The sequence below is a fragment of the Sanguibacter gelidistatuariae genome (assembly GCF_900096585.1).
In the GTDB taxonomy this organism is placed as follows: Bacteria; Actinomycetota; Actinomycetes; order Actinomycetales; family Cellulomonadaceae; genus Sanguibacter; species Sanguibacter gelidistatuariae.
On sequence record NZ_FMYH01000001.1, the window covers coordinates 20,159 to 33,076 of the forward strand.

13 protein-coding genes, 2 tRNA genes and 1 other RNA gene are annotated in these 12,918 nt (G+C 69.5%); 9 read left to right on the top strand and 7 right to left on the bottom strand.

Going from position 1 to position 12,918, the window contains the following annotated elements; translation table 11 throughout:
* Positions 1–22 precede the first annotated feature (22 nt).
* An RNA gene (gene ffs, locus BLQ50_RS00105) (signal recognition particle sRNA small type) lies at positions 23–119 on the bottom strand.
* A 203-nt stretch (positions 120–322) separates the two neighbouring features.
* Here ffs and BLQ50_RS00110 point away from each other — a divergent pair.
* The 8 genes from BLQ50_RS00110 to BLQ50_RS00145 all read left to right on the top strand — a co-directional run bounded on the left by BLQ50_RS00110 (position 323) and on the right by BLQ50_RS00145 (position 6,113).
* A tRNA-Ser gene (locus BLQ50_RS00110) sits at positions 323–407 on the top strand.
* A 201-nt stretch (positions 408–608) separates the two neighbouring features.
* Entirely contained in the window at positions 609–1,364 is a 756-nt protein-coding gene (locus tag BLQ50_RS00115) for a YbaB/EbfC family nucleoid-associated protein (protein WP_093180295.1), read from the top strand.
* Between the two features lie 57 nt (positions 1,365–1,421).
* Positions 1,422–1,736 (top strand): hypothetical protein, encoded by a 315-nt coding sequence (locus BLQ50_RS00120; RefSeq protein WP_093180297.1) that lies wholly within the window; start codon positions 1,422–1,424, stop codon positions 1,734–1,736.
* A 34-nt stretch (positions 1,737–1,770) separates the two neighbouring features.
* Positions 1,771–2,481, top strand: coding sequence for a hypothetical protein (locus BLQ50_RS00125; RefSeq protein WP_093180298.1), 711 nt, complete (start codon positions 1,771–1,773; stop codon positions 2,479–2,481).
* Positions 2,478–2,945 (top strand): hypothetical protein, encoded by a 468-nt coding sequence (locus BLQ50_RS00130; protein WP_093180300.1) that lies wholly within the window; start codon positions 2,478–2,480, stop codon positions 2,943–2,945. Before BLQ50_RS00125 ends, BLQ50_RS00130 begins: the two co-directional genes overlap by 4 nt.
* A gap of 72 nt (positions 2,946–3,017) precedes the next feature.
* Positions 3,018–5,099, top strand: a complete 2,082-nt coding sequence (locus BLQ50_RS00135) for an alpha/beta-hydrolase family protein (protein ID WP_093180301.1) — start codon at positions 3,018–3,020, stop codon at positions 5,097–5,099.
* A gap of 33 nt (positions 5,100–5,132) precedes the next feature.
* Positions 5,133–5,444, top strand: coding sequence for a type II toxin-antitoxin system VapB family antitoxin (locus BLQ50_RS00140; protein ID WP_093180303.1), 312 nt, complete (start codon positions 5,133–5,135; stop codon positions 5,442–5,444).
* A gap of 9 nt (positions 5,445–5,453) precedes the next feature.
* A complete protein-coding gene (locus tag BLQ50_RS00145) occupies positions 5,454–6,113 on the top strand; it encodes a LytR C-terminal domain-containing protein (RefSeq protein ID WP_093180305.1) in 660 nt (219 codons plus the stop codon).
* 14 nt (positions 6,114–6,127) lie between these two features.
* Here the strand turns inward: BLQ50_RS00145 and BLQ50_RS00150 are convergent, their stop codons facing one another.
* On the bottom strand, positions 6,128–7,438 hold the full coding sequence (locus tag BLQ50_RS00150; RefSeq protein WP_093180307.1) for a uracil-xanthine permease family protein: 1,311 nt from the start codon (positions 7,436–7,438) through the stop codon (positions 6,128–6,130).
* 266 nt (positions 7,439–7,704) lie between these two features.
* On the opposite strand from BLQ50_RS00150, the gene BLQ50_RS18150 reads away from it, so the two are divergent.
* The gene (locus tag BLQ50_RS18150) at positions 7,705–7,986 is read left to right on the top strand and encodes a hypothetical protein (RefSeq protein WP_139185635.1); all 282 of its coding nucleotides are present in this window, start codon (positions 7,705–7,707) and stop codon (positions 7,984–7,986) included.
* Between the two features lies 1 nt (position 7,987).
* Here the strand turns inward: BLQ50_RS18150 and BLQ50_RS00160 are convergent, their stop codons facing one another.
* From BLQ50_RS00160 to BLQ50_RS00180, 5 genes are all read right to left on the bottom strand, one after another.
* Positions 7,988–8,905 (bottom strand): LLM class F420-dependent oxidoreductase, encoded by a 918-nt coding sequence (locus BLQ50_RS00160; protein WP_093180309.1) that lies wholly within the window; start codon positions 8,903–8,905, stop codon positions 7,988–7,990.
* Between the two features lie 65 nt (positions 8,906–8,970).
* Positions 8,971–10,248, bottom strand: a complete 1,278-nt coding sequence (locus BLQ50_RS00165; protein ID WP_093180310.1) for a hypothetical protein — start codon at positions 10,246–10,248, stop codon at positions 8,971–8,973.
* A gap of 48 nt (positions 10,249–10,296) precedes the next feature.
* The gene (locus tag BLQ50_RS00170; protein WP_093180312.1) at positions 10,297–10,872 is read right to left on the bottom strand and encodes an NADPH-dependent FMN reductase; all 576 of its coding nucleotides are present in this window, start codon (positions 10,870–10,872) and stop codon (positions 10,297–10,299) included.
* A 312-nt stretch (positions 10,873–11,184) separates the two neighbouring features.
* Positions 11,185–11,274, bottom strand: a tRNA-Ser gene (locus tag BLQ50_RS00175).
* Positions 11,275–11,314: 40 nt separating this feature from the next.
* Complete coding sequence (locus BLQ50_RS00180) at positions 11,315–12,886, bottom strand: peptide MFS transporter (protein WP_093180313.1); 1,572 nt, start codon at positions 12,884–12,886, stop codon at positions 11,315–11,317.
* Positions 12,887–12,918 lie beyond the last annotated feature (32 nt).

A 12,918-nucleotide genomic window follows, 5' to 3' on the forward strand; every position in this document is an offset into this window, starting at 1 on the left:
CTGAAATTGCCGACCGGGGCGAGCAAAGGACCCCCCGCACACCCACCAGAGCCCACCTGCCCTTGCTGCCTTCCGGCCCTGGGGGAGTTCAGTGAGATGACGCCGTACGAGGGGTCTGCCCACAGCCTAACGCAAGCCGGGCGCCCGACGTGAAACGCGTCGTCGTGCAGGCGGGGCGGACCTGCCGCGCTACCCAGAGCCCCGCGTGAAGGCGCTCTCCGCGCGGCGGAGCGCGCCACCCGAGCGCCCTCCCGAGGGCCGGATTCGGTCGGACGGCGTCTGTCCGGTACTCTCATCAGGCTGGCTTCAACCAGTGCTTGCTGGAGGATTCGCCTAGTGGCCTATGGCGCCGTCTTGGAAAGGCGGTTGGGTTAACGCCCTCGGGGGTTCGAATCCCCCATCCTCCGCAACAGAAGGACCCGCACCGGACCGGTGCGGGTCCTTTGTGTTGTACGGAGTGCTGTACGGAGCGCCGTACGGACCGATGGGCACCGCTCCCCATTCCCTTCCCGAACCCCTTCTGGGCACGATCTCCCTATCCTTCGGGACCCGTCCACCGGCAACCACCTGCAGACATGCACGCGAACAGCACCACACAGGAGACGACCATGAGCGACGACCGCACTGAGGACCTCGCCGTCATCCGCGAGGAGCTGGACCGCAAGGCCCAGCTCTTCGAGACGGCCAGCACCCGGGCGAAGGGCGCGTTCACCGGCCAGGATGCGTCGGGGCTCGTCAAGGTGACGGTGACCGACGACGGCAAGCTGCGTGAGGTTCAGGTCTCCAACAGCTGGAGCTCGTCGATCGAGCCTGAGGCGCTCGGCGGCTCGATCCTCGAAGCACACACGAACGCCGGGCTCTCCCGGATGGAGCAGTGGGGCAACGCCATGGCGGAGGAGGCAGACCGCGGTGAGCCGCCGCTGCGTCCCGTACCACCGCTCGCCGAGAACCTCAGCGCACGTCTCGACGAGGTCGTCCGGGACACCTCCGACCCTGCACAGACCGAGGCGACGCTGCAGGCCCTGGCCGCCCTGCTCACCGAGATCAACGACAGCATCGACACCGTCTCGGCCGACGTCACCGCCTTGCAGCAGTCACAGGTGAGCGGGCGCAGCGACAGCGGCCACGTCGACGTCGTGCTCAGCGGCACCGGGGACCTGCAAGAGATCCGCTTCGACCAGGGCTGGCTACCGCGAGCGCACCCGATGAACATCAACCGCGAGATCCTCAACGCCCACGACAAGTCGCTAAGGTCGCTGGCCGGACGCAGCGTCGCGGACCTCCTCGCGCAGAGCCCGCTGGGCAAGCTGCAGGCCCTGGCCGACGACCCCGTCGCACTCGCCGACCTCCTCCGACTGCGCTGACCGTCCGACTTCCGTCTTCCGACCTCCTCGATCGAGATCTTCGAAAGGTACGAGCACATGGCTATCGACGTCGCACTGCAAGCCCTGAAGGATGACGCGTTGCTCTGGGACGGGGTGTCGGCGACGCTCAATACCGCGAGCACCTCGGCGAGCGGGCTGAGCCTGACCGCCGGTCAGCTCTCCTGGGCCGCCGACGAGATCGGTCTGGTGACCCTCTACGAGACCGCACGCAGCAAGGTGGAGCAGCTGCTCCGCGAGGGGAGTGACGCGACGGGCACCATGGCGGACACGCTCGTCGACGTCAAGAAGGTCTACGAGTCCACCGACGAGAACGCTCAGAGCAGCCTGCACGGGACCTGGGACCCGAAGTAGCACTGACCGACAACCACGAGAGAGGCAGTGACACATGGACGTCGTGGAGCAGATTCGCGAGCTCATCGTCAAGGTGGAGAACAAGATCAAGGAGCTTCAGAACGCCGTCAACAGCGTCCTGGGACGCATTCCTGGTTGGGCGAGCTGGGTGGCGGACAAGATCCATTCGGCGTGGGACACCATGTGCGCGCAGGTGGACAAGTTCTGGGCGACGGTGACCAGCTTCTCGCTGAACATGGGAGAACCCTGGACCTTGAGCAGCACAGCGAGCAGCTGGAGCGACAACGTCGGCGGGCCGGTCAGCGCAGAGGTCCAGGTCGCCGAGGCCGGCAACCTTGCGACCGACGATGCCTGGTCCGGAACCGCGGCCGACCAGTACCGCCAGCGCATCTCACTGCACAAGTCCGCGCTCGACAAGATCAAGTCGACCCTGACCGACGGGATCAGCGGAGTCCTCGACACCATCCAGAAGGGGATCTGGACCTTCTGGGGCAGCCTGGTCGTCGCCCTCGCCGCTCTGGTCACCGGCATCATCGGTGCCATCGCATCGACTGCCACGATCTTCGGCGCCCCGGCCGGACCGTTCATCGCCGGCGGCGCCGTCCTGGTCTGCGCGGCCGCTATCACCGGCGGCACCTTGATCCTCAAGTCCAGCTGCCAGAGCGCCAAGACGACGCTCGAGCAGAAGGTCAACGACAACGCCGCTTTCCTCGACGGCCACTGGCCAGCAGGCGCGCTGACATGAGCGCTGCGGACCGCGACACACTCCGCCCTGTCCGCAAAGCCGCCATCGCCAGAGTGGCGTCCTCCGTCGTCGTGGCCGTCGCATCGGCTGTGGTGGCGGCTATGTTCTGGCTTGCCGCTGGAGGCTGGGCGTCCGGCGAAGAGATGGACGCCGGTCTGACCACTGCCGCAGTCATCTGCCTGATCTCGGTGCCCGTCGCGGTGGCGATCGCGGCCCTGAACGCGACGCTCCTGCGCACCGTCGCCGCCGGGCGACCCCTCGAGCCGCTCCGCAGGCGCGCCCGGGCACTCTGGGTGACCGCGGGCGCTCTGCTGGGTGTGATCCTTGCAGCTGCGGTGGCGCAGGCCGTCACCGGCAGGCCCGGACTCGAGGCGCTGGCGTGGGGATTCATCAGCGCGATCTTGCCGTCGATACTCGTCATCCTTGCTGTGGGTACGGAGTCGGCCATCCGCAAGAGGGGTTAGCAGCGGTGCCCTTCGCCAGTCCCGCAGCCCCCACACGGGGCGCCCCCAGGCCCGCGATGCTTGAATGACTGGGTGGAAGCCACGTTCATCGCGCCCCTCCCACCCCGCCCCAGCGCCGCGCAGACGGGTCTGCTGATCGCGTCGGCTCTCGTGTCGGAGACGTTCGTCCCGTCCCTCGCCCCCCGCACCTCCCTCGACCAGGGCATCATCACCGGGCTCGCCGTCGGCTCCCACTACCTCATCGCCGTCGCCGCGCAAGACCTGCTGTCCGACGCCGCGCACCGGCTCGTCGACTCGACCTTCCTGCGCGGGGCAAGCTGGCTCGACGACGCCCAGCGGGTCCGCTTCCTCGAGGGCGCGGTCGACCTGTCCGTCGTGCCAGCCGGGTGCGCGGTCGGGCTGCTGCTCTTCGCCCGGCCCGACGAGCGGCCCCTGCGCGCGGTCGTCCGCTTCGCGGGGTATCGCTTCGCGATTGCTGGCGCGGGCGGCGCATCGCTCATGATCGGACGTGCGCTGCTCACAGCGATCGATGAACGCGCAGGTTCCCGGGGAGCCCTCGCCCGGTTCCCGCTGTCCATCCCGCTCGGTGGCGCCCTGGCCTACACGCTCGAGCGTCGACGCTCCCACCGGGCGTTGCCTGCGACCGAGCTGCGGGCACTGAGCTCGAGCTCCCGCCTCGCCTCGGGCGCGATCGCGGCGGGCGTGATCGCCACCCTGACCGGCTTCGCGGCGGGCGAGAGCCTGCTGACCAGGCACCTGGGCGACGCCCTGGACCGCCGGCTGCCGGGGCCGCGGCGAATGTGGCACATGGCGGCCCGGACCGCGAGCCTGGCTGGGCTGGGCGCGGCGATGGTCGGGGTCTGGGACGGCGCCATGCAGCGTATCGAGGCCGCGACCCAGACCGAGGAGGCGCTGCTGCCCGGGGTCGACACCTCCCTCCTCACCCGGCCGACGGTCAGCGGCAGCACCGGGAGCCTTGTGCCGTGGAGGACCCTCGGGCGCGAAGGGCGCCGCCACGTGCTGTCCCAGCTCCCGACCTCCCCCGAGCGCATCATCGCCGCCCGGCCGGAGATCCCCGACTTCTCGATCGAGACGGTGGTCGGCAAGCCGGCCCTGGCCGAGCCGGTCCAGGTCTACGTCGGCCTGGACAGCGCGCCGTCGGCCAGGGAACGGGTGAACCTGGCGCTCGCGGAGATGACCCGCCTCGGCGCCTTCGAGCGCTCGCTCCTGGTGCTCATCTCCCCGACCGGGACCGGGTACGTCAACTATGTCGCCCTGGCCACCCTGCAATACCTGACCCGCGGTGACGTCGCGACCGTGACCATGCAGTACTCCAAGCGTCCCTCGCCGCTGTCCCTGGCCAAGGTGCCCGGAGCCCGCGAGCAGAACCGCCTGCTGTGGATGGAGATCCTCATCCGGCTGCGGGACATCCCCGAGGCCCGTCGCCCCCGGGTCGTCGTCTTCGGCGAGAGCCTCGGCGCGCACACAAGCCAGGACGTCTTCCTCAACTGGGGCACGCTGGGCCCCGCGGCCCTCGGGATCGACCGCGCGCTGTGGATCGGCACGCCCTACACGAGCGGGTGGATGCACGAGGTGACTCGCAGCGACCGGCTCGACGTCGACCCGCAGGCAGTCGCGGTGGTCAACGACTTCGGTGAGATCACCGACCTCAGCCCCGGACGCCGCCGTCAGCTGCGGTACGTGCTGGTCAGCCACGACAACGACGGCGTGACCAAGCTTGGCCTGGACCTCGCAGTGAGCGAGCCGGGCTGGCTCGGACCCGACGCCCGGCGCGTCGGGTCCGCCCCGCATCCGAGCGCTCAATCGATCCCGACGAGCCCCCGCGGCACACCGCCATGGATGACCTGGCGTCCGATCACGACCTTCTTCCAGACCCTGGTCGACATGAAGAACGCCCAGCAGCCGGGCAGCTACCGTGCGTGGGCCCATGACTACCGCGCGGACCTCCCGCGGTTCATCAGCGAGGTGTTCGACCTACCTGCCTCCGCCGAGCTCATGCGTCGCCTCGACGAGGTGCTGCCGGCCCGAGAGAAGCTCCGCGAGACCCTCATCGCGGACGCCCACCGGCGCCGGGAAGCCGCCCACCACACGCCGCCGGACGAGGAGCCGGTCGGGGCTCCCGGTGCGGGGTGACCGCCAAATCGGGCATCCGACTACAGTGGTCCCATGATCTTCAAGCGTGTTGGTGACGGTCGTCCCTACCCGGAGCACGGGCTCGTGACGGCACGGGACTGGTCGACGGTTGCACCACGCCAGGTGCGCCTCATCGATCTCGTCACGACCAAGGTGACACTCAACCTCGACAACCTGCTCGCGGAGGACTCCACTTTTTACGGGGACCTCTTCGCTCACGTGGTCCAGTACGAGGGCGTCATGTACCTCGAAGACGGGCTGCACCGGGCGGTCCGCGCGGCCCTGGCCCAACGCGCACTCCTCCACGCGCGCGTGCTAGTGCTCGACTCGCCAGAACAAGGGTAAATTTCTCGGATGACCACCCCGGATGAAGCCAAGCGCGCTCGCGCGGCGCGCCGTCGTCACAAGCACGAACGACAGGCTGTCGTCTTCGGCGTGCTCATCGCATTCCTGGCGGTCAGCGGGCTCGCCGCGGCTGCCATCTACACGGGAGCGATCGACCCGCCCTTCGCGCGCGACTTCACCGCCAAGGAGTCCACCGACGACAAGGTGACCCCGCAGCCCTGCCTGCCGGCCGACACCCTGCCGGTGCCGTACTCCTCCATCACGATCCGGGTGCTCAACGGCACCGACCGCGCCGGCCTCGCGTCCTCCGCGGCCGACGACCTGGCCGCGCGCGGGTTCGTCATCGAGTCGACCGGGAACTCCACGTCCTACACCGGTGTGCAGATCGCCTTCGGCTCTGCGGGCCTCGCCTCGGCGTACACCCTCGCCGCGCACCTGCCCGAGGCTCGCTTCATCTATGACGACCGCGAAGACGCCAGCCTCGACCTGTACCTGGGCAAGAGCTTCACCGCCATCGCCGACATCGACGCGGTCAACCTCGACCCGACCGTCGCCATGGCCTCGATCGAAGGCTGCACCGTGATCGAGAGCCTGACCCCCACGCCCCGCGCCACGACCGCTCCGCCGGCCGCCCCCTCCGCACCGGTGGAAGAGGCTCCGGCGGGCTGAGCGGATCGACTGGCTCAGGCCGTCTCGAGCTCGGTGCCGGCTGGGGCCGACGCAGGCGAGGCGGGCTCCTGGCTCGTGCCGCGCCAGCGGGCGATCGTCCGCATGAGGTGATAGACGACGAGGGCCGTGGCCGTGCCGAGCGCGATGCCCGCGAAGGTCAGGTCGCCGACCACCCAGGTGAAGTCCGCGATGCCGACGACGAGCGCGATCGCAGCAGTGGTCAGGTTGACCGGGTCGGAGAAGTTGACCTTGTTCTGCACCCAGATACGGGCGCCGAGCATGCCGATCATCCCGTACAGGAGCGTTGCCGCACCGCCGAGCACACCGAGCGGCACCGAGGCGATCAGGGCGCCGAACTTGGGTGACATGCTCAGCACGAGGGCGCCGCAGGCGGCCACCCAGTAGGCCGCGGTGGAGTAGACGCGGGTCGCCGCCATGACGCCGATGTTCTCGGCGTACGTCGTGGTGCCCGAGCCTCCACCGATGCCCGCGAGCGTGGTTGCGATGCCGTCGGCGAGCAGCGCGCGGCCGGCGAGGTCGTCGAGGTTCTCACCGGTCATCGCGGCCACGGACTTCACGTGCCCGACGTTCTCGGCGATCAGCACGAGGACCACCGGAACGAACAGACCAAGGACCGAGACGTGGAAGGTCGGCGTGACGAAGTCCGGGAAACCGATCCAGGAGGCCGCCTTGAAGTTGGTGAAGTCGACCTCGCTGCGGAGCATCGCGGTGAAGTAGCCGACGAGCACACCGAGCAGGATGGCCAAGCGCCCGATGATCCCGCGGAACAGCACCGTGATCAGGACGATCGCGGAGAGCGTGACGATCGCGGTGACCGGCGCCACCTGGAAGTTCTTCCAGGCCTGCGGTGCGAGGTTGAACCCGATCAGCGCGACGATCGTCCCGGTGACCACGGGTGGCATGATCGCGTTGATCCAGCGCGCCCCCGCGAAGTGCACGACGACGCCCACCACGGTCAGAGTGAGGCCCGCGACCAAGATGCCGCCGACGGCCGCGGACTGTCCCCCGGACGCTGTCGCGGCGCCGATCGGGGCGATGAAGGCGAAGCTCGACCCGAGGTAGCTGGGGAGCCGGTTCCCGGTGATGACCAGGAACAGCATGGTCCCGATCGCGGAGAAGAAGAGAGTCGTGGCCGGGGAGAATCCGGTGAGCAGCGGAACGAGGAAGGTCGCGCCGAACATCGCGACGATGTGCTGCAGCCCGATCCCGATCGTCAGCGGCCAGATGAGCCGCTCTCCGGGTCCGACGACGTCAGTCGGGCCCATCGTCTTGCCGTCGCCATGAACTGTCCACCCAAGGTTCACCGTGCTGCTCCTGATCTGTCGCCCCTACTGTTGGCCCGCTGCTGCGGCCCAGGGAGCAGGATACTGCGGCTCTCCACGTGGGCTTCACGCATCGTCACTACGATGTTCACAGATGCGGATCCTCACCGTCCTAGGAGTTCGTCGTGCCCGACCCCATCGCCCCTCACGAAGGTGCCCCTCCGGACGACCGGAGCTGGCGTCCATACCTGGAGGGGGCGGTCAACGATCCGTACGCTGCTCAGGGCCCCGTCCCACCGGTATCGCCGATGCAGACGCCGCCTGAGCCCACCCCGGGCTATGGCTATCCCCAGCCGGGCTATTCCCAACCCAGCTATGCCCAACCCGGCTACTCGCAGCCTGGCTATCCACCGTCCGGATATCCCCAGCCCGGGTATCCCCAACCGGGGTACCCGGGGTACCAGGGCTATCCCGGATACGGTCCCCCGCCGCCGACCAACGGCCTGGCCATCGGGTCGCTGGTCGCTGGGATCGCAGGCTGGAGCGTGCTCCCGCTCATCGCCTCGATCGTCAACACCCAGAGCGGCTGACCTACAGGCCCGTCGCCACCTCGCGCGCCACGAGGTCGAGGTGGTCGAGGTCGGCCATGTCGAGGACCTGCAGGTACACGCGTTCCGCGCCTGCCTCGGCGAGCTCGCCGAGGCGGGCAACGGCCTCGCTCACCGTCCCCGCCACCCCGTGCTCGCGCAGCTCCGCCGGCTCCCGGCCGATCGCGGCCGCCCGCTTGACGAACTCGGCCTCGTCCCGGCCCACGCAGAGCACGAGGGCCGTGGAGTAGATGAGCTCGTCGGCATTGCGCCCGGCGTCGTCGCAGGCCGCACGGACCCGGGCAAACATCGGTGCGATGTCGGCGATCTCCGGGAAGGCCGCGTTGAACTCGGTCGCGAAACGGGCTGCGAGCGCGGGCGTCCGCCTGGGTCCGTTGCCGCCCACGATGACCGGGACCGGTGACTGCACCGGCTTGGGCAGCGCGGGGGAGTCCTCGAGGGTGTAGTGCGTGCCCGCAAAGGAGTAGCGCTCCCCTACCGGGGTGCCCCACAGGCCCGTGATGATCTCGAGCTGCTCTTCGAGCAGACCGAAGCGCTTGGCTGGGAAGGGCACACCGTAGGCGCTGTGCTCCTGCGCGTACCAGCCGGCGCCGAGGCCAAGCTCGACCCGCCCGCCGCTCATCTGGTCCACCTGGGCGACCTGGATGGCCAGCAGCCCGGGGTGGCGGAAGGTGGCCGACGTGACGAGCGTGCCGAGCTTGATCCGAGAAGTCTCCCGGGCCAGCCCGGCCAGGGTGAGCCAGGCGTCGGTGGGGCCTGGGAGGCCTTCGCCGCCCATCGCCATGAAGTGGTCAGAGCGGAAGAACGCGTCGAAGCCGAGGTCCTCGGTGGCTTTGGCCACCGCGAGGATGTCGTCGTAGGTGGCGCCCTGCTGGGGTTCGGTGAAGATTCTCAGGTCCATGTCACCAGGGTAGACAGGAGAATGCCCGTGCGCGGTCCACGCACTGCCAGCCTGGGTCGTGACTGCTAGTGCGACCCGGTCGCCCCGGACCCGCGCCACCGTCGCGGCACTGCCATGTCCGCAGCGCTGAGGACCGCCGCGACGGCGAGGGCCCACCCGGCCGCCCGGCGCACGCCGGTGCGCCGCGACGTCGGCCCGACCATCGGTGCCCGCAGGAGTGCCACCGCGCCCCCCGCGCAGGCGACGGTCTCGACAGCCGAGAGCACCCAGTACAGCCGCGGCCGACGGATCCACAGACGCTGCAGGTCGTTGATCCGGCCCGGTTCGGTCGGCACGGTCGTGAGCGAGGACCACATGGCGCGGACGAAGGGCTGGGCCTCGACCCGGCGGACGCCCGGCAGGTCAGCCGGAGGCAACCAGCCCTCGGCAACCTCGGCCGCCTCGACCGGCAGGTCGAGCAGGCGCAGGAGCGCGGTGAAGGGGTCGTCGACGTCGACGTCGTCGAGCAGGTCGGCCAGGAGGTCTGTCTGGGCGGGCCCCAGGTTGAACTCCTGGGCGATGTCCTCAGCGTCGGCGCTCGGCACATCGAAGTAGTCGTCGACGAGGGCGAGCACGTCCGAGGCGGGGTCCGCTCCACCGGAGGGGTCCACCCGGAACCACTGCGGGCCCCACTGGTGGGCCGTGACGATCGCACCCGAGCGGACCAGGCCCATCCGGCGCCACGGACCGTTGCGCTCCAGGCCCACATTCGCCGTGGGAGAGGCGCAGGTCACCACGGGTTCGAGGTCGGTGGTCGGGTCGACGCCGGCCACGATCGAGGCCCCGTCGATCTGGGCGAACCACAGGTCGGAGGAGGCCAGGTGCGCCAGCCGCGGCAGGTCGGTCGAGCGCATGCCGCCGACCACGGCCCCGGAGCGCTGCTCGATGACCAGCCCGACGGCGTCGTCCCCCGAGGTCTCCCCCGGGATCTCCAGGTCGCTGGCCACCCGGCAGCTCACATCGATGGCCCGGGCGAGGTAGGTGGCGACGTCGTCGCTCGAGAGCGTCGGGTAGGGCCCGTTGACCGGGTTCTCGTCGGGCGCCCAGCGCACGATCCGGCCGTCGCTCCAGCCCACCGTGCGCGCGACGATCCAACCCGGCGCGCCGAGAACCGCGCCGTCGAGCAGGTCGGCGGGCACACCCAGCTGGATGAGCACCTCGGCGACCTCGCCCAGGGTCGCGGCCGGGATGTGCTCGAGGGCCTCGGTCGACCGCGGGCCCTCACCACGCGGGTCGCGCGGTTCGACCGCGATGTACAGGGGAACCAGGGCAAGTCGGTCAATGTCTGAGGAGAGGTCGTGCATGCCTCGAGTCTCACACACCGGCGCGGGCGAGGGCGACGGCGTTCATCATCACCCGCGGCGCTGCGGCAGGATCGTGTGCACCCGTTCGACGAAGTCGGCAAACTCCTGCAGGTACGTCCGCAAGAACTCTCGCGTGCCCTCGTTGGTCACGGTCCCGTCCGCCAGGAACACCTCGGGCGTGAAGTGGATGTACGCCTCCGGCGCGGTCATCTGCGGGGCGTTGCAGAAGGCGAGCACCCCTCGCAGGCTCTGCTGGGCCAGCACCGTGCCCAGCGCGCCAGACGACGCGCCGATGACACCCGCGGGCTTGTGGGTGAGCGAGTTGGTCCCCCACGGCCGGCTCGCCCAGTCGAGCGCGTTCTTCAGCGCTCCAGGGATCGACCGGTTGTATTCCGGCGTGATGAACAGGATCGCATCGGCCGCCGTGATCGCCTCCTTGAGCGCCCGAGCCGACGGCGGGTAGTCCGCATCGAAGTCGCGGTTGTAGAGGGGGAGGTCGCCGATCGGAATCTCGGCGAAGCTCAGCTCAGGCGGAGCGAGGGCTATCAACGCCTTGGAGAGCGTGCGGTTGATCGACTCCCGGGACAAGCTCCCGACGAAGTACCCGACGGTGAACGCGGTCATCTCCCACCTCCGTGGGGCGTGCGGACAGGCTGTGCGGATCGGCTGACGCCAGACGGCGAGCGCTCCTTCGAAACTACGCCCCGGCACCCGCCGAAGCCACACGGGCCCGGTCTCCCGCCCAACTCATAGCGCGTCGCCGAGCTCGTGGGCCAGCGGGGATCTCAGGTAGGAAGCGGGCCTGATTCACGAGTTCGGTGAACGCTTCCCGAGTTCGGAGAGGAGAGGAGACGACAGAACCCCCCGCGCCGGACCCTTGCGGGCCCCTCGCGGGGGGTTCTGGCACTTACGAGCCCCGACTCGCGTCGGGACATCTGGCGGTAGCGGTGAGATTCGAACTCACGGTGGACTTTCACCCACACACGCTTTCGAGGCGTGCTCCTTAGGCCGCTCGGACACGCTACCTCGCCCAGAACAGTACCGTCTGATTCCCTGATCGACTAAATCAGGGCTCAGGCGCCGCGCCCGCCATCCCCTGCTCCCCCGCGGCGATGTGCCGGGTGATCCACGGCGTCAGGGTGAAGAAGACCCCCGTGAGCCCAAGCGTCACGAGCCCGATCCCGCCGAAATAGGCACCGAAGTTGTTCGCGAGGTCCGAGGTCGCCGAGACGAGCTGCGCCGTGATGGCCTGCCCGGCGGCCTGGGCGAGGAACCACAGCGCCATCGCCTGGGAGCGGAACGCCTTCGGCGCGAGCAGCGTCGTCGCCGCGAGCCCGACCGGGGACAGGCACAGCTCCCCGAGCGTCTGCACGAAGTACGTCCCCACCAGGACCCAGGAGCTGACCTTCGAGTCACCGGCGAGCATGGTCATCACGGACAGGAACAGAAAGGACGTCGACGCCAGGCCCAGCCCGATCCCGAACTTCACGGCTGTGCTCGGCCCGCGGTCCCCCAGGCGGATCCACAGCCACGCGAAGACCGGCGCGAGCAGGACGATCAGGGCCGGGTTGACCGACTGGAAGAACTCGGGCTTGATGCTCACCCCGGCAAAGTCGAGCTGCGTCTTGCTCGCGGCGAAGGCGGACAGCGACGACGCCGCCTGCTCGAAGATCATCCAGAACAGCATCGCCGCCACGAAGAGCGGGATGTAGGCGAGCACCCGGGAGCGCTCGGGCGCAGTGACCTTGGGCGAGCGGAGCATGACCGTGAAATACGCGATGGGTGCCGCGAACGCGAGGTAGCTGATGAGGTTGACGATGCCGTCGGCGCCGAAGGCCAGCTCGCCGGCCTTCGCGCTGGCCACCGCGAGCGAGGCGAGCGCCAAGACGGCGACGAGCGCGCCGATCGCGAGCGCGCCGCGCACCAGCTGTGGGCGTTCGGCGCGGGTCAGCGGGTTCAACACCTTGTCCCCCGCGCCGCGCAGCTGAGCCCGACCCAGGACGAAGAACACGAGCGCGAAGGCCATGCCCACGGCCGCGACGACAAAGCCGGCGTGGAAGCCACCGAGGCTCCGGGCAGCCCCGACCAGGAACGGCGCAGCGAGGGACCCGATGTTGATCCCCATGTAGAAGATCGAGAAGCCGGAGTCCCGGCGGTCGTCCTCGCGGTCGTAGAGCTCACCGACCATGCTCGACACGTTGGGCTTGAGCAGCCCGGTCCCGATCGCGACCGCGATGATGCCGGAGAAGGAGTAGCCCGCCCCGCCCGGAACCGACAGGAGCACGTGCCCGGCGGCGATGACCACACCGCCGTAGAGCACGGACCGCCGGGCCCCGATCAGCCGGTCGGCGCACCAGCCACCGACCACGGACAGCAGGTAGACCGAGGAACCATAGATGGCGGTGATGGCGAGCCCGGTCTCGGGGCTGAGCCCAAGACCGCCGTCGGCGAGCGCGTCCGTCAGGTAGAACAGCAGGATGGCGCGCATCCCGTAGTAGCTGAACCGCTCCCAGAGCTCGGTACCGAAGAGCGTCATCAGCCCGAGCGGGTGACCGAAGAACCTCGTGTCGGTCGCGTTCGACCCGGCGGCCCCGGGCGGTTCCGCCGAGCGCGCGGATCGACCTTCGGGCACGGACATGCGCCCAATCTAGGACCGAACGCCCGCCTGTG